The sequence below is a fragment of the Thermoanaerobacter uzonensis DSM 18761 genome, assembly GCF_900129115.1.
GTDB lineage: Bacteria > Bacillota > Thermoanaerobacteria > Thermoanaerobacterales > Thermoanaerobacteraceae > Thermoanaerobacter > Thermoanaerobacter uzonensis.
Genome location: NZ_FQUR01000010.1, coordinates 112235 through 138292 on the forward strand (window position 1 = coordinate 112235; position 26058 = coordinate 138292).

The following is a 26058-nucleotide window of genomic DNA, read 5'->3' on the forward strand; positions in this document are numbered from 1 at the left end:
GAATGGAATATAGCCATAAAAGTGTTTTGCTTAAGGAGACAATTGAATATTTAAATATAAAACCAGAGGGAATATATGTAGATGGTACTTTAGGTGGTGGAGGTCATTCTGAAGAAATATTAAAAAGGCTTACCACAGGAAAATTAATTGCGATAGATAGAGATTTGGATGCGATAAAAGCTAGCAAAGAAAGGCTTAAAAACTATGAAAATGTAAAGTACATAAATGATAATTTTAAAAATATAAAAGAAATACTTAAAAGTTTAAATATTGACAAAGTTGATGGCATACTTTTGGATCTGGGGGTATCTTCTTATCAATTAGAAGAAATTGAACGAGGTTTTTCTTATATGAAAGATGCTCCACTGGATATGAGAATGGACAAAAATTCACCTTTTTCTGCCTATGACGTGGTGAACAAGTATTCACAGCAAGAATTAGAAAAAGTTATAAGAGAATATGGTGAAGAGAAATGGGCATCACGTATTGCTAAATTTATTGTAAAAGAAAGAGAAAAAGGAGAAATAAAAACTACTTTCCAGTTGGTAGAGATTATAAAAAATGCTATTCCTGCCTCTGCCAGGAGGGAAGGACCACATCCAGCCAAAAGAACATTTCAAGCCATACGGATAGAAGTCAATCAAGAACTTAAAGGTTTAGATAAGACGATTGAGGATATGGTAGAGGTATTACGGGGGAAAGGGCGCATTGCGATAATTACATTTCACTCTTTGGAAGATAGAATTGTGAAAAATACTTTTAAAAAATTAGAAAATCCCTGCACTTGTCCACCTAATATGCCATGTACTTGTGGCAAAAAACCGGTAGTGAGAATTATAACAAAAAAACCGGTATTACCTTCCAAAGAGGAAATAGAAACAAATTCCAGGTCCCGCAGTGCAAAACTTAGGGTTGCAGAAAAACTGTAAGTTCTAAAAGAAATGGAGGTAGAATAAATTGATAGTAGCACAAAGAGAATATAATTACGAGTATCCCCCATATACCTCAGAAAAGAAAGAGCAAGTAAGGAAAACTAAAAAAAACAAGAAGTTAAAGAATTTACTTTTGGTAGTTTTTATAAGTTCTCTAAGCATTTTGATACTTTACAGGTATACTGTAATTTATCAAAGGTCAATTGCTTTAGACAAAATGGAAAAGCGAGTACAATATACAGAAAATTTAAATCAACAATTAAAAGCCCAAATTGCTTCTTTAACCAATCCTGCTCGAATTGAAGAGATTGCAAAAGAAAAATTAGGAATGCAATTGCCAGAAGAAAATCAGATAGTTTACGTAAAAGTAGGAGAAAAACCTAAAGTAGCTGAAGAGAAAAAAAGTGAAGAAAAATCACAAGATAAAAGTCACTTTTTTATGAGGATATTGGGGGTGTTGAATAGATAGGGGGGATAATAGATATATCCAACCATATCTTTAAAGAGAAGAATTCTTTTTTTACTTTTTTTATCCTCTATAGTTGTTTTTGGACTTATACTCAGACTTTTTTGGATACAGGTGGTAAAAAGTGAAGATTATCAAAAGATGGCACTTCCTCAATGGACTTTAGACGTATCTGTTAGTGGCAAAAGGGGAAATATATTTGATAGAAATGGCAAAGTATTAGCAGAAAATATAAGTGTAAATAAGATAAGTGTTATCCCTAAAGAAATACCTGTTTCTCAAAGAGAAGCAGTGGCTGAAGCTTTAGCCCAAATATTAAATTTAGATAAATGGAAAGTTCTTCAAAAGATTTCTAATAAAAACTTACAAGAAGTGTTAATTGCTAAACAAGTTGATGACGAAAAGGCAGCAGAGATAAGAAAGCTTAATATAGATGGAATAATAATTTCAGAGGACATGAAAAGATTCTATCCAAATAATACTCTTGCATCTCATGTCTTAGGCTTTACTGGAATTGACAATCAGGGTTTAGATGGTATTGAATTAGCATTTGACAACTTTTTAAGAGGTATTCCAGGAAGAATTACTACTCCAATGGATGCTATAGGTAGAAAGATGGATGTGGGAGAGGAAGAATATTTTGAACCTCTTCCAGGTTATAATGTAGTGCTTACAATAGATGAGACTATTCAGCATTTTACAGAAAAGGCTCTTAACCAAGCGATGGTTAATTCTAGGCCTTCAAAGGGAGCGGTAGCTATTGTTATGGACCCCAAAACAGGGGAAATATTGGCTTTGGCTAATAGACCAAATTTTAATCCTAATAATCCTTTTGAAGGACCGCAGGAGGAATGGTATAAAGCTTGGCGAAATAAAGCTATTTCTGATTCTTATGAACCTGGTTCTGTTTTTAAGACAATTACTGCTTCTGCAGCTCTAGAAGAAAAACTTGTAGGTCTTAATGAACAGTTTTATTGTCCGGGCTATACCACAGTTGCTGGACATAGAATAAATTGCTGGGCTACTCATGGCAGTGAAAATTTTGTTCAAGGTGTTCAAAATTCCTGCAACGTAGTTTTTGTGACGTTAGGACAAAGGTTAGGAGTAGAAAAACTCTATAAATACATACATGATTTTGGATTTGGACAAAGGACAGGAATATTTCTTCCTGGTGAAGCTCCAGGCCTTGTATTGGCAGAAAGTAATGTTGGGCCTGTTGAGTTGGCCACTAATTCTTTTGGGCAAGGTATTGCTGTGACGCCTCTTCAGATGATTACTGCTGTCTCTGCAATAGCCAATGGAGGGAAATTGATGCAACCTATAATTGTGAAATCAATTGTAGATCCAAATGGAAAAGTAGTGAAGGAATTCAAACCAAAAGTAGTGAGGCAGGTCATTTCTGAAGAGACATCTTCTACAATGAGAGAAATACTAAAAAGTGTAGTGTCAGAGGGAACGGGAAAAGCAGGATATATTGAAGGATTTGATGTAGCTGGAAAGACTGGTACTACAGAAAAATATATGCCAGGAAAATATGTGGCATCTTTTATAGGTTTTGCACCAGCGGAGGATCCAAAAGTTATTGTGTTGGTGGTAATAGATGAGCCTAATAATCCGGAAACCCATTTTGGAAGCCAATTGGCTGCCCCTGTAGTAAAGAGCATTTTAGAAGATACCTTAAGATATTTGGAAGTACAGCCAAGAGGAATAGAAAAACCTGCATCGGTTGTGGTACCGGATGTGAGGAATATGAAACTTTACGAAGCAGAGAACATTATTTTGTCGAATAAACTTAATTTTATAATAGAAGGAAATGGAGATACCGTTTTTGACCAAATGCCTATACCAGGAGCAATTGTAGAAGAAAACACACAAGTTATTTTGTACTTAAATGCTGAAAAAATACAAGAAGTAGTAATCCCTGATTTAACTGGTAAGAGTGTAAAAGAAGCTACAGAAATTCTAAATTCTTTAGGACTTAAAATAAGAATAAAAGGCAGTGGTTTTGCTGTAAATCAAAGTCCGAAAGAAGGTACGATTTTGAAAAAAGGTGAAACTGTAGAAGTGGAGTTTAGGCCTAAGGAAAATTAAACTTCCTCTATGCAAAATCTATAATTGTGCTATACTATTTAGTGGTGGTATGCTTTTTAGATATTTTTGTGAGGAGGCCTAACATGAAACTTATAGATATTTTAAAAAGTGTTAAGTGCGAGATAAAAGGAGATCCTAATATAGACATCAGTGGGGTGTGTTACGATTCCCGTAAAGCCAAAAAGAAATATTTATTTATTGCTATAAAAGGGTTTAAAACCGATGGTATTTTATATGTGGAAGAGGCTATTAAAAATGGGGCAGTTGCTGTTGTTACAGATAGAGAAATAAAAGAGTATCCTGGTATTACAACAGTATTAGTAGAAGATGCTCGAGTTGCCATGGCAAAAATAGCTTCTAATTTTTACAATAACCCCACCAGCAAACTTACTTTAATTGGTGTAACAGGAACAAATGGCAAAACCTCTGTTACTTATATGCTAAAAGCGATTTTAGAAAGGCAAAATAATAAAGTGGGATTAGTAGGGACAATACAAAACATGATAGGGGATGAAGTGATACCTTCTGTACATACTACACCTGAATCATTGGATTTGCAGGAGCTTTTTAGTATTATGGTGAACAAAGGTGTTAAGTATGTGGTTATGGAGGTATCATCTCATTCTTTAGCATTAAATAGGGTAGACGAATGTGAATTTGATATAGCAGTTTTTACCAACTTATCCCAAGACCATTTGGATTTTCACCAGAACATGGAAGAGTATGCTAAGACAAAGAGTAAGTTATTCAAGATGGCGAAGAGGGCATCGGTCATCAATATAGATGATAAATACTCTTCTATGATGATTGAGAGTTCTAAGGCAAAAGTTTTGACTTATGGTATAAAAGATTTTGCTTATGTTATGGCAAAGGATATTAGGAATAGTCTAAGCGGTGTAAAGTTTAAAGTGCAGATTGAAGATAAAAAAGAGGAGATTTCATTAAAAATTCCAGGAATTTTTAGCGTCTACAATGCTTTAGCTGCCATTACAGTGGCTGACTTTCTTGGTATTTCTTTGCGAAGTGTGAGAGAAGCTTTAAGTCAGGTCACAGTAAAAGGTCGATTTGAACTAGTAGAGACAGGAAAAGACTTTTATGTAATTATAGATTATGCCCATACTCCTGACGGAATACAGAATATAATGGAGGCATTGAAGGAATATAAAACCGGAAGAAAAATACTTCTTTTCGGTGCTGGAGGAGATAGAGATAAAACTAAAAGGCCTTTGATGGGAGAAGTTGCAGGGAAGTATGCGGATTTTTGCATTTTGACTTCAGATAATCCTCGTTCGGAAGACCCAAGAGAAATAATTTCACAAATTGAGGAAGGCATAAAAAAGACTGATTGTCCTTATGTTGTAATAGAAAATAGAAAAGAAGCAATAAGGTACGCTCTAACTAATGCTCAAAAAGACGATGTAATAATACTTGCAGGCAAAGGTCACGAAACCTATCAAGTTATAGGAAATGAGGTTATTCCTTTTGATGAGAGAGAAATAGTTAAAGAAATTTTGTCTGAAGGCGGTAATAAATAATGGAACTTTTAATAGATGAAATTGTAAGGGCTACTGAGGGAAAATTGATAAAAGGAAGTTTAAAGGATAAAGTAATAGGCATTTCAACTGATTCGAGAAAAGTCAAAAAAGATGAATTATTTATCCCTTTGAAAGGGGAAAAATACGATGGAGAAGATTTCGTAAAAGATGCAATAGACAAAGGCGCTATTGCAGTTATTACTGCGAGGTTGGAAAATGTAGAGTGTTTGAAAGATTTTTCAGTTGATGTCATTTACGTTAATGAGACTTTAGAAGCTTTGCATAAAATTGCTTCTTATTATAGAAAAAAATTCAATATTCCTTTTATTGCTGTAACAGGTAGCAGCGGAAAAACTACTACGAAAGATATGATTGCACAAATATTGTCTAAAAAGTATAAAGTTTTGAAAACAGAGGGAAATTTTAATAATGAAATTGGCTTACCATTGACAATTTTTAACTTAGAAGATACTCATCAGATTGCGGTAGTGGAAATGGGAATGAGCGGCTTTGGAGAAATTAGGAGACTAAAGAATATTGCAGAGCCTCAAGTAGCAGTTTTTACAAATATAGGAGTTGCTCATATTGAAAAATTAGGTTCAAAGGAAAATATATTAAAAGCAAAAACGGAGTTGATTGAAAATTTTAATGAGGAAAATGTGATTGTATTAAATGCAGATGATGATATGCTATCAAAAATTCCTCTGCAGTATTCAAGTAAGTATTACAGATATGGTATAAAAAGTGGAGAAATTAAAGCTTGCGATATAGAAAAAGGAGAAAAAGATATAAAATATACTTTAAAATATAAAAATTTGGAGAAAGAAATAAAGCTTTCAGTACCAGGTATTCATAATGTGTATAATTCTCTTGCTGCTATTTGTGTTGGATTAGAGTTTGGTATCGATGTAGAAGACATGGCAGAGGCTTTAAAAGATTTCCAACCAGGCAAAATGAGGCTTAATATAATAGAAAAAGGTGATATAAAAATTATTGATGATGTATATAATGCTAATCCAGATTCTATGAAAGCAGCTTTAAGCGTATTAAGGGATTTACCTGCTAAGAGAAAAATAGCAGTTTTAGGAGATATGCTGGAATTAGGTGAGTATGCAGTAGAAGCTCACAAAGAAATAGGAAAATTGGTGGCAGATAGCCATATAGATATTTTGATAACCTCTGGTGATATGTCGAAATATATTGCAGAAGAATCCAAGGTTTGTGGGATGAAAGAGAATACTATTTTTGTTTGTAACACTAATAAAGAGGTTAAGGAAATTTTGAAAGATATTATCAAACAAGGAGATTCAATTTTAATAAAAGGTTCAAGAGGTATGAAAATGGAACAAATAGTACAATTTTTGCAGGAGAGGGTAAAATAAAATGTTACAAAAGATAATTTTGGCTACAGTTGTTGCTTTTGTGCTAAGCTTGGTGTCTGGTCCTCTTTTTATACCTTATCTTAGAAAATTAAAATTTGGGCAAAAAGTAAGGGAAGATGGGCCTAAAAGCCATTTAAAAAAATCCGGAACCCCTACAATGGGTGGGATAATGTTTATTACAGCCACAGTTATTTCTACTTTAATTTTTTCTCATTGGAACAAATATTTGTCAATTTTGTTATTAGGTTTTTTGGGCTATGGTTTAATAGGATTTGCAGATGATTTTCTAAAGGTTTATTTTAAGAGGCCTTTAGGTTTAAAAGCGAGAGAAAAACTTATTGGACAGTTTTTACTTGCGACAATCATTTCATATTTTGCTCAAAAATATGTGGGAACAGAAGTGATTTTTCCTTTTTTAAAAACTACTATTGACCTTGGCAATTTATATATTCCTTTTATGGTTTTTGTAATAGTTGGAACAGTAAACAGCGTAAATTTGACAGATGGGCTTGATGGATTAGCAGCTGGTGTATCTTTTATTGTTATGGCTTTTTTCACTATGACAGCTTTATTTTTAAATAATATAACTTATGGGGCTTTTAGCGCTGCTTTGACAGGAGGATTGTTGGGATTTTTGAGGTATAATCGTCATCCCGCAGAGGTTTTTATGGGAGATACTGGTTCCTTAGCTATTGGAGGAGCTATAGCTACTGCCGCGGTTTTGACTAAATTGCCCTTGATTTTGCCCTTATTAGGCATTATTTATGTGGCTGAAGCTCTTTCAGTGATTATTCAGGTATTGTCTTTTAGATTGTTTAGTAAAAGGGTTTTTAAAATGAGTCCTTTACACCATCATTTTGAATTGTCAGGTTGGCAAGAACAAAATGTAGTCTACGCTTTTTGGATTGTTACTCTAATTGCTATGTTTATATCTTTTTATAGTTTAAGCTAAGGAGTGCAAATTATGGAGCTAAAGGGTAAAAAAATTTTTGTAGCAGGTTTAGGAGTTAGCGGAATAGCTTTGTGTAAAGTGTTGTACAGCTTAGAAGCAAAAGTAATAGCTTATGATGAAAAAGAATATTATGTGTTAAAAGAAAATTTAGAAGAAGTTAAAAGTTTGCCTGTAGATTTTAGGTTTGGTAGATTCAAAAAGGAATTTTTAGAAGGTGTGGATTTGGTTGTTTTAAGTCCAGGTGTTCCTACAGATTCGGATATAGTAAAAACAGCACAGCAAAAAAAAATTGAAGTATGGGGAGAAGTAGAGTTTGCATATAAATTTTCTAAAGCTCCTATTTATGCAATTACAGGTACAAATGGTAAGACAACTACTACTTCTTTATTAGGTGAAATGTTTAAAAATGCGGGGAGAAAGGTATATGTTGCGGGGAATATAGGTTATCCACTTATTTACGCTACTATGGAAGCAACAGAAGGAGATTTTATAGTAGCAGAGATTAGCAGCTTTCAATTAGAGACTGTAAAAGAGTTTAAACCCAAAATAAGCTGTATAATAAATATTACCCCTGATCATTTAAACAGACATAAAACTTTTGAAAATTATAGAGATATAAAAGGAAGAATTTTTGAAAATCAACGAGAAAATGAATATACTGTTCTAAATTTCGATGACCCTGTTACTTGGAGTCTAAAAAATAAGGCTAAATGCAGAGTTTTTCCTTTTAGTAGAAAAAGTTCATTAGAAAATGGGGCATATGTAAAAGATGGAAGTATTTATATAAGTGTTAATGGAAATGCTAAAAAAATTATTAACATAGAGGAAATTTATATTCCTGGAGAACACAATTTAGAGAATGCATTAGCTGCTTCTTCAGTAGCATATCTTTCAGGAATTAATGTAGATGTTATTGCAAATACTTTAAAAACTTTTAAAGGCGTGGAACATAGGATTGAGTTTGTTGATGAAATAAATGGTATAAAATTTTACAACGATTCTAAAGGGACTAACCCAGACGCCTCAATTAAAGCGATACAAGCGCTAAAAACCCCTATAGTTTTAATTGCTGGTGGTTATGATAAAGGTAGTGAATTTGATGAGTTTGTAAAAGCCTTTAATGGGAAAGTAAAGAAATTGATTTTGATAGGGCAAACTGCAAAAAAAATCAGAGATACTGCAAGGAAGTATTCTTATCCTGAAAATGACATATTTTTTGCTAGTACTCTAGAAGAAGCCGTTAAAAAAGCTTATGAAAGTGCGAAAGAGGGAGATAGTGTACTTTTGTCACCAGCTTGTGCCAGCTGGGATATGTTTAGGAATTTTGAGGAGAGGGGAAGAATCTTTAAAAAGGCAGTGGCAGAGTTAAGGAGGTAAAATAATGAAAAAAAAGTATCCTGTGGATTATGGCATTTTACTCATAGTTTTAATACTAGTCTCTATTGGTGTAATTATGGTCTTTAGTGCTAGTTCTGCCAGTGCTGAGTACATGTACAATGACCCTTATTATTTTTTGAAAAGGCAATTGTTATGGGTAATATTAGGTTTTTTTGCTATGGTTTTTATGATGAATTTTGATTACATTATTTTAAAAAAGATAGCTGGTCCTTTGCTTATTATTTCGATTGGATTGCTTGTTGCAGTCTTAATTCCTGGAATAGGAGTTGAAAGATATAATGCGACCAGATGGATAGGAGTTGGAAGCTTTACAATACAGCCTTCTGAAGTGGCAAAATATGCTCTTATTATATACTTTGCAAAACATTTTGACAAACATCCTGATTATGCAAAAAGTTTCAAAAAAGGAGTTATGCCTGTTTTAGGATTGGCAGGATTGTTTTTTGGTCTTATAATGTTACAGCCTAATTTTAGTACAGCTGGTATTATATTCATTGTGGCTGTAATAATTCTCTTTGTAGCAGGTGCTAAATTATCTTTTATGGGAGCTTTATTTGGAGCAGGAATTGGGGCAGCAGTTGTTGTTTTTTCATCTTTTAAGTATATACGGGAAAGGGTATTTACATTTTTAAATCCGTGGCAGGATATTCAAAAATCTGGGTATCAAATTGTACAATCCCTTTATGCTTTAGGCTCTGGAGGATTATTCGGAGTAGGACTTGGAGGAAGCAGACAAAAACTTATGTATCTGCCTATGCCTCACAATGATTTTATATTCGCCATAATTGGAGAAGAATTAGGACTTGTAGGTACAGTTACTATACTTTTGATGTTTTTATACCTTATTTTGCGAGGTTTGAGAGTGGCAGCGAAAGCTCCGGATATGTTTGGATGTATTTTAGCTACAGGAATTACAACTCTTATAGGAATACAAACACTTATAAATGTTGCAGTTGTAACTTCTTCTATGCCACCTACAGGGGTGTCTCTTCCTTTTATAAGTTATGGAGGCACTTCTACTGTTATTATGATGGCAGGAGTAGGAATACTATTAAATGTTTCACGATATGCAAGTTTAGATAGGAGTTGATGGACAGTTGAAATATCTGTTTGCTGGTGGAGGTACTGGAGGGCATATTTATCCTGCCATAGCCATTGCTAGGGAAATATTAAAAAATGAAAAAGATGCTCAAATTTTATTTGTAGGTACAAAAAAAGGTTTAGAAAATGAGTTAGTACCAAGAGAAGGCTTTGAATTTAAGACAATTACTGTGCAGGGATTTAAAAGAAAATTATCGTTGGATACATTAAAAACTATTTATAAAGCAGTGGTGGGGCTTAAGGACGCAAATGATATTTTAAAAGAATTCAAACCGAATGTGGTAATTGGAACAGGGGGATATGTCTGTGGTCCTGTTTTAATGATGGCGGCTTTAAAAGGGATACCTACTTTGATTCATGAACAAAATGCTTTTCCAGGCCTTACAAATAAGGTACTATCACGTTTTGTGAAGGTAGTAGCAGTAAGTTTTGAAGAATCAGTTAAATATTTTAAAAATAAAGAAAAAGTTGTGGTAACAGGTAATCCAATTAGAAGAGAATTGTTAGAAATTACTAAAGAAGAAGGCTTGAAAAATTTGGGTTTTTATCGTGATAAACCTTTAATAGTATCAGTTGGAGGAAGCAGAGGGGCAGAGAAAATCAATTCTACAATGGTAGAGTTTTTAAAATTGAAAGATAAAAACTTGCAAGTTTTAATAATTACAGGAACTAATCAATATGAAAAAGTGTTAGAAAATGTTAAAATTGAAACTATAGATATAGATGAAACAGTTAAAATAATTCCTTATTGTCACAATATGCAGGATGTATATGCTGCTGCAGATATTATAATCTGTAGGGCTGGGGCTATTACTTTGTCAGAAATTACTGCAAAAGGTGTTGCTTCAATCTTGATTCCTTCTCCTTATGTTGCTAATAATCACCAAGAGTATAACGCCCGGGTGTTAGAAAAAGCCGAAGCTTCTTATGTTATATTAGAAAAGGATTTGACAGCAGAAGAATTGTACAAAAAAATTAAATATCTTTTGGAGAATCCTCAAGTACTTTCGAAAATGAGAGATAATGCACGAAAAATTTCTAAAATTGATGCTGCTGAGAAGATATACAAGCTTATAAAAAGTATAACTTAATACCTTATGTAACACCCCATCTTATTTATGCATAGTATATGGTGTAAGCTGTATTAAATTTAGGGGTGATAAGATGGGGAAATTTAAAATTAATGGAGGGAACAGGCTGTATGGTGAGTTAAAGGTAAATGGCGCTAAAAATTCTGTTTTACCCATCCTTGCAGCATCAATTTTAAATGAAGGAATTTCTGTAATACATGATTGTCCTAAATTAAAAGATGTTTATTCAATGATAGAAATTTTAGAACATTTAGGCTGTAAGGTAACCTTTAAGGGCAGAGACATTATTATAGATGCAAGGTATGTAAAAGATAGTGAAATACCTGATAGCTTAATGAGAACCATGAGGTCATCTATATTTTTGATGGGGGCTTTAATATCAAGAAACAAAAAAGCTTTGATGAGTTTTCCAGGAGGTTGTGATATAGGACACAGACCTATAGACCTACATCTTAAAGGGCTGAGAAGATTAGGAGTTAAAGTTGAAGAATCTTATGGGTATATTAAATGTGAAGGTGGTAAGATAAGAGGAAATGAAATTCACTTAGACCTTCCTAGTGTAGGAGCTACAGAAAATATTATGCTGGCGGGAGTTTTTGCAGAAGGTATTACCATCATTAGAAATGCGGCAAAAGAACCGGAAATAGAAGACTTGCAGAATTTTTTAAACTCTATGGGGGCTAAAATATCAGGAGCTGGTACCAACACGATTATTATAGAAGGAGTAAAAAGATTGCATGATACGGAATATACTATAATTCCAGATAGAATTGTTGCGGGTACTTATCTTTGTGCTGCGGCGATGACACGAGGAGAATTAACGGTAGTAAATGCTTTAAAAGAACATTTAGAACCATTGTTGTCAAAATTGAGAGAGACAGGATGTAAAATACAAACTGGGAATGATTATATAAAAATTATGTGTGATAAACGTCCCAAAGCAGTAGACATGATCATTACATTGCCATACCCTGGCTTCCCCACAGATTTACAGCCACAAATGGCTTCGGTTTTGTCTGTAGCAGAGGGAACATCTATTGTTACAGAGACAATATTTGATAATAGATTTAAATACACGGAAGAACTTATACGAATGGGAGCAGATATAAAAGTGGAGGGAAGAGTAGCAGTAATACGTGGTGTTGAGAAGTTAATGGGTGCAAAAGTAGTAGCAAGAGATTTAAGGGGAGGAGCTGCTTTGATTATTGCAGGTTTGGGGGCAAAAGGTACAACAATAGTAGAAGAAGCAGAACACATTGATAGAGGATATGAATCAATCGAAAATGCTTTGAAAAGTGTGGGAGGGGATATTGTAAGAATAATGTAAAACAGCATCATGCTGTTTTACATATGCAAAAGAAAAGTACAAGCAGGGGATGGTTTAATGGTTAAAAGTGCTTTTAAAAAGAGGTTTTTAATTTTTATGTTTGTGATGCTAGTATTTATAGTTTTGATTTACCTTTTTATGTTTCATTCAAATTATTTTGAGATTAAAACGATAAAAGTTGTAGGCAATCGAATTTTATCTTATAATGATATTAAAGAGTTAGCTATGATTGACTATGGAATGAATATTTTTAAAGTTAATCCTAAAAAAATAGAAAGTAATTTACTTGCTAACCCCTATATAAGGGAAAGCAAAGTAAAAATTCAATATCCTTCTACTGTAGAAATATTTATAAAAGAAAGGCGAATAGTTGCACAGGTTAAATATCAAAATGACTATTTAATGATAGATAAAGAAGGAGTAGTAATAAAAAAGGAAAATTACAATCCTGAACTTCCTGTTATAGAAGGGATAAAAGTTGAGAAGTATCAGATTGGTAAAAAGTTGAGTGATATTTTTGAAAAAAGTTATTTGGGAACGCTTTTAGAACTCATAGAAGGTACAGACTTTTATTCTGTTATAAAATACGTGAATGAAAAACAAATTATATTAGTTACAAAAAATGGTATAGAGATATCTTTTGACAATCCTTCGGACGTTAATTATTCTTTCAAATTTGCCGAATTAATATTAAAAGATTTAGCTAAAAAAGGGTATCATAAAGGCACAATTCAAATTATTGGAGACAGTAATCCAGTATTTATGCCATAGAGGATGGGGGTACTTATGAAAAAAAGTGTATATATTTCCGTAGCTTTAGTTTCAATAGTATTAGGAATAATGCTTTCTACGCAATTTAAAATAGTAAAAAAAAGTGGTATAGTTACTGTGCAGAGAGCAGAAGAATTGGCAGCTCAACTAAAGGAACTGCAGTCAGAAAAAAATGCTCTTCTAAAGCAGATTAATGATTTAGAAGCAAAAATAAATGCTTATGAAGATTCTGCCTCCAAGAATAGTGTAATTACTAAAACTTTGAAAAATGATGTAGAAAAATATAAAGAATTAGCAGGTCTGACTGACCTTCAAGGTCCAGGAGTAATTGTAACTATAAATGATAGCAAACAAGCAGTTCCTCCAGGACAGGACCCTAATTTATTTTTGGTCCACGATGAGGACTTGTTGCGGGTTGTAAATGAGCTAAGAGCGGCAGGAGCGGAGGCTATATCTTTAAATGACCAAAGATTAATTGCTACTTCAGAAATTAGGTGTGTTGGACCTACAGTAAATGTAAATTCTGTACGTTTTTCTGCGCCGTATATTATAAAAGCTATTGGAGATCCCGATACCTTAGAGGCTGCGCTTAAGCTAAAGGGTGGAGTAGTAGATACTTTAGCTACTTGGGGAATAGAGGTAAATATCAAAAAATCGGACAATATATTGATTAAAAAATATGACGGAGTGATAAAGTTTAGATATGCAAAACCTTTAGTTGAAGGAGAGAGCAAGTAATGGCTTATATTATAATGGTTAGTTTATTAATAGGAATAATAATAGGTTTTATTTTGCCAATTAATATCCCCAGTACTTATGTTTCTTATTTATCCGTTGCTATTCTTGCAGCGTTGGACTCAGTTTTTGGTGGTATTAGAGCTAGTATTGAGGGGAAGTTTGACAATCTTATTTTTATAACTGGTTTTTTTGGTAATGCGATATTGGCAGGAGGCCTTGCTTATATTGGAGATGTATTAGGAGTTCCCATTTATCTTGCGGCAATTTTTGTATTTGGAAGCAGGCTCTTTGTCAATTTTGCATATATAAGGAGATATCTGATAGACAAGATGCGAAGAAGGTAGCAGTCTCCTGAAGGAGGATTTAATAATGGGTAATTTAATAGTTGGTTTAGACATTGGTACATCTAAAGTATGTACAATTATTGGAGAAGGGGATAAAAACGGAGAGCTGCATATTGTTGGGATTGGCTATTATCCTTGTAGTGGGGTAAAAAAAGGAGTTATTGTAGATATAGACGAAACTGCCTATTCTATAAAAAAGTCTGTAGAGCAAGCGGAAAGAATGGCCAACCAAAAAATATCATCTGTGTATTTGAAAATATATGGGGGATTGACGACAATATATAAAAATAATGGAGTAGTAGCAGTATCGAGAGAAGATAGAGAAATAACAAAACAAGATGTGGATAGAGTTTTACAAGCTGCTAAAATTATTGCCATTCCTTCTGATAAAGAAATTATCGATGTTATACCATTAGAATACATTGTGGATGGATATGGGGAAATAAAAGACCCGATTGGAATGGCAGGTATAAGGTTAGAGGTAAATGCAGCTATAGTAACAGGTAGTGTTACCGCTATTCAAAATATGGAAAAGTGTGTTAAAAAAGCGGGGTTAGAGGTAGAAGGAATAATCGTAGGACCTTTAGCTACGGGAGAAGCAGTACTTTTAAAAGATGAAAAAGAGTTGGGAGTTGCATTAATTGATGTGGGTGCAGGAGTGACTGATATTTCTGTTTTTAAAGATGGCAAAATTATTTATTCTTCCATGATAGCAGTGGGAGGATGGCATATCACAAACGATTTGTCTGTAGGGTTAAAGATTTCTTTTGAAGAAGCCGAAAATATAAAGAAGAAATATGGAACTTTAGAAAAATTATCTCCTGAAAAGCTGGAACCAATTAAAATTGCTAGTTTAGCAGGTAAAAGCAAATCTACTACAGATGTAAATGAAATATCTGATATAATAGAAGCTAGGGTTTCTGAACTTTTAATGCTTGTGTATGAAAGATTGGAAGAAGCAAAAGTTCTGGAAGACATTGTTACAAATGTTGTCATAACAGGTGGAGGTATTTCCTTCTTAAAAGGTAACCTAGAGTTAGCACAAAAAATTTTTAATAGAAATATTCGGATTGGCTCTCCGCAAAATATCGGAGTAGCAACTCCTATTTACTCAGCAGGAGTAGGAGTGGTAAAATATGTATATAACAATAAGAGGTTTATGCATAATATCCAATCGAATGATAAAAAGGAGAAAAAGAGTTCTAAATTAGTTGACAAGCTCAAGGAAATATTTAGCGATTTTTGGGCATAAAGAGGAGGGTTTTTTGTGATAGGTATAGAAACTGATATGGAACAATTTGCTGCTATTAAAGTAATAGGAGTTGGTGGTGGAGGCGGAAATGCAGTAAATCGTATGATTGATGCTGGCCTTCGCGGTGTTGAGTTTATTTCAATTAATACAGACAAGCAAGCTCTTTATTTATCAAAAGCTGAAATAAAAATACAAATTGGTGAAAAATTAACGAAAGGGTTAGGAGCAGGGGCAAACCCGGAAATTGGGAAAAAAGCTGCTGAAGAATCTAGAGAAGAAATAGAACGAGTTATAAAAGGCGCTGATATGATATTTATTACTTCTGGCATGGGAGGAGGCACAGGAACGGGAGCTGCTCCAGTTGTGGCAGAAATAGCAAAAGAATTAGGAATTTTGACAGTGGGAGTTGTTACTAAGCCTTTTACATTTGAAGGAAGAAAAAGGATGGCTCATGCAGAAATGGGCATTGAAGAACTTAAAAAACATGTAGATGCGCTTATTACTATTCCTAATGATAGATTATTGCAAGTTGTAGAGAAAAAAACTTCAATGATCGATGCTTTTAAATTAGCGGATGATGTTTTAAGACAAGGTGTTCAAGGTATATCCGATCTTATTGCAGTCCCTGGACTTGTAAATGTTGATTTTGCTGATGTAAAAACGATTATGACAAATACGGGACTTGCACATATGGGAATAGGCATAGCTTCTGGGGAGAATAAAGCGACTGAGGCAGCGAAACAAGCCATTCATAGTCCACTATTAGAGACTTCAATTGAAGGCTCAAGAGGAATTCTTTTGAATATTGCAGGAGGTCCGAATTTAACCATATTTGAAGTTAATGAAGCAGCTAATTTTATCTATGAGGCTGCTGACCCTGATGCAAATATTATATTTGGTGCAGTAATAGACGAATCATTAGATGACCAAATAAGAATTACTGTTATAGCTACAGGTTTTGAAAGAAATGAAAAATCTAAGGAGGCAGCGAAGAAAAAAGACACTAGGGAGCCTGAAGTAAAATTAGAAAATGTTATAGAAAGTGATGATTTGGATATACCTACTTTTCTAAGAAGAGGAAGACGATAAATCTGCAAAGGTTTCTTTGCAGATTTTTTTTATGCAAAAATTCTACAAAAACAACCTTATTTTTATTCCAAAATATTACAATAAATTTGGGATTTTTATTTTATAATATGAATAAAATAAGCAAATGGGAATATACATTGTATAAGGATTAAAAGTGTCCCCGGGGATGATATGAATGTATTTAGATGTAATTTTTTTCGAAAATTTAATTATTAACTATCTTATTTTATCCCTTACACAAAAATTTTCTAAAAAAGACAGCAAACCTATTAAACTTTTTTTAGGTGCATTATTGGGAGCCTGTTATGTACTAATAATTTTTTTGTTACCTTATAAGATGATTCACGAAGTTTTCGCAAAAATTATTTTATCTCTCTTAATAATATATATGGCATTTACTCCAAAAACATTAAAAGAATTTTTGAGAATTTTAGCAGTTTTTTATCTAATTTCTTTTGCAATAGGTGGGACAATTTTTGCGGTTTTATATACGGCAAAACTTAATTTACATAGTTTGTGGATTGGAATATTGATAGCTATTTTACTTTTCTATACTAATTGGGATTATATAGTGAGAAAATCAACAGAGGGAAAAATGTTATACAGCATAAAAATAGAAATTTTTCAAAAACAAGTAGAGATAAAAGGATTATTGGATACTGGAAATAGATTATATGACCCTTTAACTAAAGCGCCTGTTGTGGTAGTGGAGTTTTCGGCTATGGGAAATATACTTCCTGATAATATGGAAATTTTATTAAATGAAGAAAATATAGATTTTAACAAAATTTTTGAAGTTTTGAAAGAGGAAAGATGGTTATCAAGGATAAGGTTAATACCCTTTATATCAGTGGGACAGTCAAAAGGAATAATGCTAGGATTTAAGCCGGATAAATTAGTTGTAGGGGAAAAAGAAGTAAGAAATGCAATAGTAGGAATATACAAAAGTAAAATAGGTAAAGATGGCAACTATGCAGCGTTGTTGACACCAGAAATTTTAGTATAATGGGGGTGTGGAAAGTGCAACTAAAAACAAAAGTAAAAATAGAAATGCTATTGTTGTGGAAAAAAATCCTTGATTTTTTAGATTTATCTGAAGGCATATTTTATATTGGAGGAAGTGAAGCATTACCTCCTCCTCTTTCTGTAGAAGAAGAAATATATTTAATTTCAAAGATGGAAAAAGGAGATAATGGAGCAAAAACGGTACTTATTGAAAGAAATTTAAGGTTGGTAGTATATATAGCAAAAAAATTTGAAAACACAGGAGTGGGAATCGAAGATTTAATATCTATTGGCACAATTGGACTTATAAAAGCCATTAATACTTTCAATCCTAAGAAAAAAATAAAATTAGCTACGTATGCTTCTCGCTGTATTGAGAATGAGATATTAATGTATTTAAGAAGGAATAGCAAAACTAAATTAGAGGTTTCTTTTGAGGAGCCTTTAAATGTAGATTGGGACGGAAATGAACTTCTGCTTTCTGATATTTTAGGAACTGATAATGAAACAGTTTATAAATATATCGAAGATGAGGTAGAAAAGGAATTATTAACTTCTGCATTGAAGAAATTACCAGATAGAGAAAAAAAGATAATAGGATTGAGATTTGGATTGGAGGGTGGAGTAGAAAAGACTCAAAAAGAAGTGGCAGATATGTTAGGAATTTCACAGTCATATATTTCTCGTTTAGAAAAAAAGATTTTAAAAAGATTAAAAAAAGAAATGAATAGATTAGTCTAAGCTTTTCTGTATATTTTTTTATCCTGCCGGCAATACTGTTAATAAGCTAAACATGTGGGGGCAGGATTTATGAATAACAAAGTTGAAATTTGCGGAGTCAATACCTCTAAGTTACCTGTTTTAAAACCTTCCAAGCAAAAAGAGCTACTGCAGCGGATGAAAAATGGAGACAAAAAAGCGAGAGAAGAATTTATAAATGGGAATTTGCGATTGGTACTAAGCGTTATTCAAAGGTTTAATAATCGCGGAGAGTACGTAGATGATTTGTTTCAAGTAGGATGTATAGGGCTTATAAAAGCAATTGACAATTTTGACTTAAATCAAAATGTAAAATTTTCCACTTATGCTGTTCCGATGATAATTGGAGAAATAAGAAGATATTTAAGAGATAACACTCCTATAAGAGTGAGCCGCTCTTTAAGAGATATAGCTTATAAAGCATTACAGGTAAGGGACAAATTAGTATCGGAAAATTCCAAAGAGCCGACAGTAGGCGAAATAGCTAAGGAGCTGGACCTCCCACGTGAAGAAGTAGTAATGGCTCTTGATGCTATTCAAGAACCGGTTTCTTTGTTTGAACCTATCTATCATGATGGTGGTGATGCAATTTATGTGATGGACCAAGTCAGTGATGACAAGAATATTGACGAAGTTTGGTTAGAAAAAATTGCTTTAAAAGAGGCGATACAAAAACTTAATGAAAGGGAGAAATTGATATTGACACTGAGATTTTTTGAGGGTAAAACTCAAATGGAGGTAGCAAAGGAGATAGGAATATCTCAAGCACAAGTTTCAAGATTGGAAAAAGCGGCTTTAAATCACATGAGGAAATACATCTAGCTTATCAGGAATGATAAGCTCAGACTGTAGACAAACTTTCGCAAAGGAGATATTTTGCAATCGGTGCGACTTGTGACAAAGCGGCATAAAACTTAGCAAGACCGAGGGTGGAGGCAGGGCCGAAGCCATGGAGGGCGAAGGCGGGCACCTTAAGGCAAGGAGGCCGATTGTGCCCGGTACCCTGCCGGAGCCCGAAGGTCGAGCTTTAGTTTTGTCGCTTTGGAACATCGGAGCGACAATGCAAAATATCTCCTTTGAATATTTTTTAACTTTGTCAACAAACTGAGCTTATCAGGAATGATAAGCTAGATTTTTTCATATAATTTTATGAAAAGGAAAAGGACAAAAGGGGGAAATTAAGATGATTAAAGCATCAGAATTAAGAGATAAAGATGTTATAGATATAAACACAGGACAAAAATTAGGAAATATAGTTGACATTGAAATAAATCTTGAAGAAGGAAGAGTGGAAGGAATTGTTATACCGAAGGAAACAAGTCTTTTTAGGTTTTTTAATAAAGATATAGAAATTTATTTGTCGTGGGAATCTATAAAAAAGATTGGAACGGATGTAATATTAGTAGATTTCAAAGACAGAGAAGCTTAAGTTTGACTAATGAAAACAAGTTTATTATAATTTTATTAAACAATTAAGAATTGTTGGAGGTAATAAGATGAAATGCCCTTATTGTGGGTATCCAGATTCAAAAGTTATTGACTCTCGACCTACAGATGATAACACTTCAATAAGGAGAAGAAGGGAATGTTTAAAATGTGGGAAGAGATTTACTACTTATGAGAAAGTAGAACAATTGCCTATACTTGTAATAAAAAAGGACAATAGCAGAGAGGTCTATGACAGAGATAAAATATTAAAAGGCATGATAAAAGCTTGTGAAAAAAGGCCAGTGTCTATAAAAGTTTTAGAAGAAATTACAGATGAAATTGACAAGAGAATAATAAATTCAATGGAAAGGGAAATAACCTCCACTGAAATCGGAGAAATGGTAATGGAAAAACTTAAAAATGTAGATGAAGTAGCTTATGTCAGGTTTGCTTCTGTTTATAGGCAGTTTAAAGACATAAATACTTTTATGGACGAACTTAAGAAACTTCTTAAAGAGAACGAGACAAAAAAAGAAAAGACGTAATTGTTTTTTTGTTTCAAAGGTGTACAAGCCATATTAGCTGGAGGTGTCAAAATGGCCCATATGGTTTTGGTTATAGAAGATGAAGTTCATATATTGGAACTTTTAAGGTATAACTTGGAAGCAGCAGGGTACAAAGTTATTACTTCGGAAAATGGAAAAGAAGGATTGGATAAAGCACTTGAAGAAAAACCCGATTTGGTTATATTAGATTTGATGTTGCCAGATGTAGATGGATTGGAAATATGTAAAATTTTAAAAAAGAATGATGAAACGAAAAATATACCGATAATAATGTTAACAGCAAAAAGTGAAGAATTTGATAAAGTATTGGGATTGGAGTTGGGAGCAGACGACTATATAACAAAACCCTTCAGTGTAAGAGAATTGTTAGCTCGAATTAAAGCTGTTCTTCGGCGAACCCAACAACCAGAAGAAGAAAAAGAAGAAATAATAAAATTTGGTGATATAGTTATAGATACAGGAAAGCATTTGGTTTATAAAAAAGGAAAAGTATTAGAATTGACTTTAAAAGAATTTGAGCTTTTAAAACTTTTATCTCAAAATATGGGTAAAGTATTAACTAGAGACTATCTATTAGACAAAGTATGGGGATATGAATATGCGGGAGAGACTCGAACCGTTGATGTCCATATCAGGCATTTAAGAAAAAAGATAGAAGACGATGATAAATCTCCTGTGTATATTGAAACTGTAAGAGGAATTGGATATAAACTAAACAATAAAGGTGGAGTATAATGTTAAAAAAATCCTATTATAAATTGTTTTTCATAAACCTACTTGGAATTTTGATAGTTGCTCTATTTTTTTTAGGCAATGTTTCGATGACCAAATTTATTTTTGCTATTTTTTTGGGAATTTTAGTAACATTTTTTTTGAGTTATAGATTTATAAAAAATATAGCAGATCCTATAAAAGAGATAACTGAGATTACAAAGGATATTGCAAATGGGATATACAGTCATGGGCTTGAAAGCGATTCTATTGATGAGATAAAAGAACTTTCTCTTGCAGTAGATTCTATGTCTTATAAATTAAAAGAAACTATAGAAGAATTAAATGATAGAAATGCAAAATTAGAAGCTATTTTAAAAAGCATAGTAAATGGGGTTATCGCTTTTGATAATAATGAGAAAATATTACTTATAAATGACGCTGCGAGGAAAATTCTAAATATAAAAGGGAAGGATTTAATTGGAAGGCATATCCTAGAAATTGTAAGAAATAGTAAGTTATATGATCTTTTTGAGGATGTGAAAAAAAATAAAAATTCTCCTTCCAAAAGTTTAGAGTTAAATGTTTTCAATAAACACCTCAAAGTGTACACCAGTCCAATTCTTCATCCAATTTCCCATCAAAATTTAGGTTTTGTGTTAATAATAGATGATATCACAGAAATGAGAAGATTGGAAAAAATAAGAAGTGAATTTGTTGCAAATGTGTCTCATGAGCTGAGAACGCCTTTAACTTCTATTAGAGGCTTTATTGAAACTTTAAGAAATGGTGCTATTGACAATCCACAGGCAAGAGATAAATTTTTAGATATAATTGATTTTGAATCAGAAAGACTTACAAGACTTATAAACGATATACTTGCTCTTTCTGAGATAGAGAATGTGAAAGAAGGTTATCCTAAAGAAGAAATAGAATTAGATAATGAAATAGAGGATATATTATATATAATGGAAAAAGTGGCGAAAGATAAAAATATAACGTTGAAAAAAGATTTAAATTGTACTGATTTGGTGATAAATACTAATAAAGATAGATTTCATCAAATGATGATTAATTTAATAGATAATGGTATAAAATACACTCCAGAAGGCGGATTTGTAAAAGTATCTACTCAAGAAAAAGGGGATAAAATAATTATTACAGTAGAAGACAACGGTATTGGCATTTCAAAAGAAAATATTCCTAGGCTTTTTGAGAGATTTTACCGAGTTGACAAAAGTCGTTCGAGGAAATTAGGGGGTACAGGGTTGGGACTTGCTATAGTTAAACATATCGTGGAATCTATGAAAGGGGAAATTTTTGTAGAAAGTGAAGTGGGAAAAGGTACAAAATTTATTATAAAATTCAACAAAGCTGATTTAACAAAGACTTAACAATATTTTAATATTGACTTTACAATAGATTGTTACAATGTAGTTGTACAAAAAATTTAAGAAAATTTTGGAGGTGCTTTAATGGTAAATAGTCGATTTGCGAAACTTGCTATTGCAGTACTGTTGATTACAAGTCTTTTTAGTTTTGCTGCCTGTGGCTCAAAACAACCTCAAAGTAATAATTCTTCAACTTCTAATAATCTTTCAGGCAACATAACAATTGCTGGCTCTACGGCATTACAGCCATTAGCTGAACAAGCTGCCAAAATGTTTATGGAAAAATACCCCAATGTGGCGATAACAGTGCAAGGCGGTGGCAGTGGTACAGGGTTGACACAGGTAGCTCAGGGCGCAATTAATATTGGAAATTCTGATATTTTTGCGGAAGAAAAATTAGATGCCAACACGGCCAAATCTTTAGTAGACCATAAAGTTGCAGTTGTAGGTTTTGCTGTAGTTGTGAATAAAGATGTGACAGTTGATAATTTGACTCAACAGCAATTAATAGATATTTTTACAGGGAAAATAACAAATTGGAAAGACGTTGGCGGACCAGATGAAAAGATAACCGTTATTTTAAGACCTGCAAGTTCGGGCACAAGAGCAACTTTTAAGAAAATCGTGTTAAAGGGACAGGATGAAGTAGAAGGTGTCGCATTAACTGAAGATTCTAATGGAACGGTTAAAAAGGCGGTAGCTGATACAAAAGGTGCAATTAGTTATATTGGTTTGTCATATATTGATGATACGGTAAAAGTGTTAAAGTACAATGGTGTAGACCCAACGGCTCAAAACATAATAGATGGTAAATATCCAATTTGGTCATATGAACATATGTACACAAAAGGAGAACCTACAGGAGCGGTTAAAGCTTTTTTAGATTTTATGATGTCAACAGAAGTGCAGAAAGGACCTCTTACTAAATTAGGGTTTATACCTATTACCGAAATGAAAGCAAAATAAAAAATATATTGCAAAAAGGAGCTGGTATCTTTTCTAGCTCCTTTTTGCAAAAATATGGATTTAACATAAATTTAACATTTATTTAACATAAATTTAATGAAGTTTTTTTTTAAAATTGATACTATAAAAAAGTGCCATTATTGTCATTATAATTTCTTAAATGGGGGAACTCACATGACAGTTGATAAAAATTATGAAAGAAAGCGGAAAATAGTTAATTTGTTTGGAAAGGCTATCGTTTTCATCTCTGCTTTGCTATTAATAATTATCACTGCTTCTCTCTTTTTATTTGTAGCGTCTAAAGGTCTTTCCACTTTTATAAAAGATGGCATCTCTTTAAAAGAATTTTTATTTTCTACCACCTGGAAGCCTGATAGAGATGTTCCTGCAGTAGGTTCATTACAATTTATATTAGGTTCTATTCTCGTTTCTGTTTTTGCTATTATGATAAGTGCACCTCTTGGAGTTTCCTCTGCAATTTTCATGATTGAAATTGCGAAAAAATTAGGTCAAAAGATTTTGCAACCAGCTATTGAAATATTTGTAGGTATTCCTTCTGTAGTGTACGGTTGGGTTGGTCTGACGGTATTAGTTCCTTTTATAAGTAAACATTTTGGAGGATTAGGATTTAGCTTGTTGGCTGGTATATTAGTTCTCACTGTCATGACACTGCCAACAATTACTAGTGTTAGCACTGATGCTATAAAGTCGTTACCTGTGGAGATAAGAGAAGCCAGTTATGCCCTTGGTGCGACACGATGGCAAACAATAAGACATGTAATTCTTCCTGCAGCGAAACCGGGAATTTTGACTGCTATTGTATTAGGACTGGCAAGAGCTTTTGGAGAAGCTTTGGCAGTTCAAATGGTTATAGGAAATCGACCAGTGATTCCTAAATCTTTTTTAGAACCAATGAGTACTATAACTTCTATTATTACAATGGACATGGGGAATACAGCAATGGGCACTGTGTGGAATGATGCCCTTTGGTCCTTAGCACTACTCCTTCTTATGATATCTTTTACTTTTATCATCGTAATTAAATTGGTAGGCAGGAGGGGAATGTATAAATGAAATCTAAACTATATGACAAAATAGCGACTATATATTTTTACGCTGTTGCTGTGTTTTTAATCTTGTTTTTGGCCTCATTAATAAGTTATATATTGTATCAAGGTAGAACTAAACTCAACATAGATTTTTTAACTTCCCCTCCCAAATTTATGGAAGCAGGAGGAGGCATAGGGCCTCAGCTTTTCAATTCGTTAGAATTGTTAATAATAACCTTGATAATTTCTATTCCTATAGGCTTAGGTGCAGGAATTTATATGGCAGAGTATGCAAAGCCAGGTTTGTTAACAGAAATTATAAGATTGTCTATAGAAACTTTATCTTCAATGCCTTCTATTGTAGTAGGCCTTTTTGGGCTTTTAGTGTTTGTAACTATGACTGGATGGGGGTATTCTCTAATTGCAGGTGCTCTTGCTCTTACGGTGTTAAATCTTCCTGTAATGACAAGAGTAAGTGAAGATTCAATTAGAAGTGTGCCCAATAGTTTGAGAGAGGCAAGTTATGCTTTAGGTTCTACAAAATGGCAAACAATTGTAAAAGTTGTAGTGCCTGCTGCAATGCCTGGTATTATAACAGGAATAATTTTAACTGCCGGAAGAATTTTTGGGGAAGCGGCTGCACTACTTTATACCGCAGGTATGAGTAGCCCTGCCTTGAATTTTTCAAACTTAAATCCTTCGAGTCCTACCTCGCCTTTAAATATCGTTAGACCTGCGGAAACTTTGGCTGTTTATATTTGGAAGGTAAATAGTGAAGGGTTAGCACCTGATGCAAGACAGATTGCAGACGGTGCCGCAGCAGTTTTATTGTTAATGGTATTGATTTTTAATATCCTTGCTAGATGGTTAGGAAATACATTATATAAAAGAATGACAGGCGAAAGATAAAATGGTATAATATGCTTAAGAGGAAGGGGAATGACTGGTAAATGAAAAAAATACAGGTCAAAGATTTAGACTTGTTTTACGGAGATGTCCAAGCCCTCAAAAAAATAAATTTGGATGTAGAGGAAAATAGCGTTTTGGCACTTATAGGTCCCTCTGGTTGTGGCAAATCTACCTTTGTTCGTACTTTAAATAGGATGAACGATCTTATTGAGGGAGTTAAAATAAGTGGTACTGTTTTACTTGATGGTCAAGATATATATAAAGATGTAGATGTTATTGAACTTAGAAAGAGAGTAGGAATGGTTTTTCAAAAACCTAATCCTTTTCCTATGACGGTTTATGACAATGTAGCTTATGGTCCAAGAATTCATGGTATAAAAGACAAAAAAAAGCTGAATGAAATTGTTGAAAAAAGCCTGATGGCTGCAGCTTTATGGGATGAAGTAAAAGATAGACTCTCCAAGTCAGCTCTTAGTTTGTCTGGTGGTCAACAGCAAAGGCTTTGTATTGCTAGGACATTGGCAATAGAACCAGAGGTAATTTTGATGGACGAACCTACTTCAGCGCTAGACCCTATTTCTACTATGAAAATTGAGGAATTAATTAATGAGTTGAAAAATAAATATACAATAATAATAGTAACTCATAATATGCAACAAGCAGGAAGAGTGTCAGATTATACGGCCTTTTTCTTAAATGGTGAATTAATTGAAAGCGGACCGACAGATAGAGTTTTTTATAATCCTAAAGATAAGAGGACGGAAGACTACATTACTGGAAGATTCGGTTAGAAGGAGGTGACATA

General features: G+C 33.3%; 26 protein-coding genes. All 26 read left to right on the plus strand.

Annotated features, from left to right (window positions below; translation table 11 throughout):
• Window positions 1-2 precede the first annotated feature (2 nt).
• The 26 genes from rsmH (at window position 3) to pstB (ending at window position 26044) form a co-directional block, all read left to right on the plus strand.
• Window positions 3-929: a 16S rRNA (cytosine(1402)-N(4))-methyltransferase RsmH gene (rsmH, locus tag BUB32_RS06350; RefSeq protein ID WP_072968431.1), complete on the plus strand. Its 927-nt coding sequence runs from the start codon at window positions 3-5 to the stop codon at window positions 927-929.
• 28 nt (window positions 930-957) lie between these two features.
• A complete protein-coding gene (gene ftsL, locus BUB32_RS06355; protein WP_072968433.1) occupies window positions 958-1401 on the plus strand; it encodes a cell division protein FtsL in 444 nt (147 codons plus the stop codon).
• A 12-nt stretch (window positions 1402-1413) separates the two neighbouring features.
• A complete protein-coding gene (locus BUB32_RS06360) occupies window positions 1414-3489 on the plus strand; it encodes a stage V sporulation protein D (protein ID WP_072968435.1) in 2076 nt (691 codons plus the stop codon).
• 83 nt (window positions 3490-3572) lie between these two features.
• Window positions 3573-5024 carry a UDP-N-acetylmuramoyl-L-alanyl-D-glutamate--2,6-diaminopimelate ligase gene (locus BUB32_RS06365; protein WP_072968436.1) on the plus strand — a complete coding sequence of 484 codons (1452 nt, stop codon included), beginning with the start codon at window positions 3573-3575 and terminating at the stop codon, window positions 5022-5024.
• Entirely contained in the window at window positions 5021-6406 is a 1386-nt protein-coding gene (locus tag BUB32_RS06370; protein ID WP_084726986.1) for a UDP-N-acetylmuramoyl-tripeptide--D-alanyl-D-alanine ligase, read from the plus strand. The genes BUB32_RS06365 and BUB32_RS06370 overlap by 4 nt, the downstream gene beginning before the upstream one ends.
• Before the next feature lies 1 nt (window position 6407).
• On the plus strand, window positions 6408-7358 hold the full coding sequence (mraY, locus tag BUB32_RS06375; protein ID WP_072968441.1) for a phospho-N-acetylmuramoyl-pentapeptide-transferase: 951 nt from the start codon (window positions 6408-6410) through the stop codon (window positions 7356-7358).
• Between the two features lie 12 nt (window positions 7359-7370).
• Window positions 7371-8735, plus strand: a complete 1365-nt coding sequence (murD, locus tag BUB32_RS06380) for a UDP-N-acetylmuramoyl-L-alanine--D-glutamate ligase (protein ID WP_072968443.1) — start codon at window positions 7371-7373, stop codon at window positions 8733-8735.
• A 4-nt stretch (window positions 8736-8739) separates the two neighbouring features.
• Window positions 8740-9846 carry a stage V sporulation protein E gene (gene spoVE / locus BUB32_RS06385; RefSeq protein WP_072968446.1) on the plus strand — a complete coding sequence of 369 codons (1107 nt, stop codon included), beginning with the start codon at window positions 8740-8742 and terminating at the stop codon, window positions 9844-9846.
• A gap of 7 nt (window positions 9847-9853) precedes the next feature.
• Window positions 9854-10948: an undecaprenyldiphospho-muramoylpentapeptide beta-N-acetylglucosaminyltransferase gene (murG, locus tag BUB32_RS06390; RefSeq protein ID WP_072968448.1), complete on the plus strand. Its 1095-nt coding sequence runs from the start codon at window positions 9854-9856 to the stop codon at window positions 10946-10948.
• A 73-nt stretch (window positions 10949-11021) separates the two neighbouring features.
• Window positions 11022-12275 (plus strand): UDP-N-acetylglucosamine 1-carboxyvinyltransferase, encoded by a 1254-nt coding sequence (murA, locus tag BUB32_RS06395; protein WP_072968450.1) that lies wholly within the window; start codon window positions 11022-11024, stop codon window positions 12273-12275.
• Between the two features lie 57 nt (window positions 12276-12332).
• Window positions 12333-13046, plus strand: coding sequence for a cell division protein FtsQ/DivIB (locus BUB32_RS06400; protein ID WP_072968563.1), 714 nt, complete (start codon window positions 12333-12335; stop codon window positions 13044-13046).
• Window positions 13047-13061: 15 nt separating this feature from the next.
• Entirely contained in the window at window positions 13062-13784 is a 723-nt protein-coding gene (locus BUB32_RS06405) for a DUF881 domain-containing protein (RefSeq protein ID WP_072968452.1), read from the plus strand.
• Complete coding sequence (locus BUB32_RS06410) at window positions 13784-14128, plus strand: small basic family protein (RefSeq protein ID WP_072968454.1); 345 nt, start codon at window positions 13784-13786, stop codon at window positions 14126-14128. The genes BUB32_RS06405 and BUB32_RS06410 overlap by 1 nt, the downstream gene beginning before the upstream one ends.
• A 25-nt stretch (window positions 14129-14153) precedes the next feature.
• Entirely contained in the window at window positions 14154-15380 is a 1227-nt protein-coding gene (ftsA, locus tag BUB32_RS06415) for a cell division protein FtsA (protein ID WP_072968456.1), read from the plus strand.
• Window positions 15381-15395: 15 nt separating this feature from the next.
• On the plus strand, window positions 15396-16469 hold the full coding sequence (gene ftsZ, locus BUB32_RS06420) for a cell division protein FtsZ (protein WP_072968458.1): 1074 nt from the start codon (window positions 15396-15398) through the stop codon (window positions 16467-16469).
• A gap of 175 nt (window positions 16470-16644) precedes the next feature.
• Window positions 16645-17475 carry a sigma-E processing peptidase SpoIIGA gene (gene spoIIGA, locus BUB32_RS06425; protein ID WP_072968460.1) on the plus strand — a complete coding sequence of 277 codons (831 nt, stop codon included), beginning with the start codon at window positions 16645-16647 and terminating at the stop codon, window positions 17473-17475.
• Window positions 17476-17489: 14 nt separating this feature from the next.
• Window positions 17490-18215: an RNA polymerase sporulation sigma factor SigE gene (sigE, locus tag BUB32_RS06430; RefSeq protein ID WP_042833316.1), complete on the plus strand. Its 726-nt coding sequence runs from the start codon at window positions 17490-17492 to the stop codon at window positions 18213-18215.
• Between the two features lie 69 nt (window positions 18216-18284).
• Window positions 18285-19055, plus strand: coding sequence for an RNA polymerase sporulation sigma factor SigG (gene sigG, locus BUB32_RS06435; RefSeq protein ID WP_042833315.1), 771 nt, complete (start codon window positions 18285-18287; stop codon window positions 19053-19055).
• A gap of 361 nt (window positions 19056-19416) precedes the next feature.
• A complete protein-coding gene (locus BUB32_RS06440) occupies window positions 19417-19662 on the plus strand; it encodes a YlmC/YmxH family sporulation protein (protein ID WP_072968461.1) in 246 nt (81 codons plus the stop codon).
• Window positions 19663-19729: 67 nt separating this feature from the next.
• Window positions 19730-20206 carry a transcriptional regulator NrdR gene (gene nrdR, locus BUB32_RS06445; protein WP_072968462.1) on the plus strand — a complete coding sequence of 159 codons (477 nt, stop codon included), beginning with the start codon at window positions 19730-19732 and terminating at the stop codon, window positions 20204-20206.
• A gap of 51 nt (window positions 20207-20257) precedes the next feature.
• On the plus strand, window positions 20258-20962 hold the full coding sequence (locus BUB32_RS06450; RefSeq protein WP_072968463.1) for a response regulator transcription factor: 705 nt from the start codon (window positions 20258-20260) through the stop codon (window positions 20960-20962).
• Window positions 20962-22332 (plus strand): two-component system histidine kinase PnpS, encoded by a 1371-nt coding sequence (pnpS, locus tag BUB32_RS06455; protein WP_072968464.1) that lies wholly within the window; start codon window positions 20962-20964, stop codon window positions 22330-22332. The genes BUB32_RS06450 and pnpS overlap by 1 nt, the downstream gene beginning before the upstream one ends.
• A gap of 81 nt (window positions 22333-22413) precedes the next feature.
• Complete coding sequence (locus BUB32_RS06460) at window positions 22414-23295, plus strand: phosphate ABC transporter substrate-binding protein (protein WP_072968465.1); 882 nt, start codon at window positions 22414-22416, stop codon at window positions 23293-23295.
• A 174-nt stretch (window positions 23296-23469) separates the two neighbouring features.
• Window positions 23470-24369 (plus strand): phosphate ABC transporter permease subunit PstC, encoded by a 900-nt coding sequence (gene pstC, locus BUB32_RS06465; RefSeq protein ID WP_072968466.1) that lies wholly within the window; start codon window positions 23470-23472, stop codon window positions 24367-24369.
• On the plus strand, window positions 24366-25253 hold the full coding sequence (gene pstA / locus BUB32_RS06470) for a phosphate ABC transporter permease PstA (RefSeq protein WP_072968467.1): 888 nt from the start codon (window positions 24366-24368) through the stop codon (window positions 25251-25253). The genes pstC and pstA overlap by 4 nt, the downstream gene beginning before the upstream one ends.
• Before the next feature lie 41 nt (window positions 25254-25294).
• Complete coding sequence (pstB, locus tag BUB32_RS06475) at window positions 25295-26044, plus strand: phosphate ABC transporter ATP-binding protein PstB (RefSeq protein WP_072968468.1); 750 nt, start codon at window positions 25295-25297, stop codon at window positions 26042-26044.
• Window positions 26045-26058 lie beyond the last annotated feature (14 nt).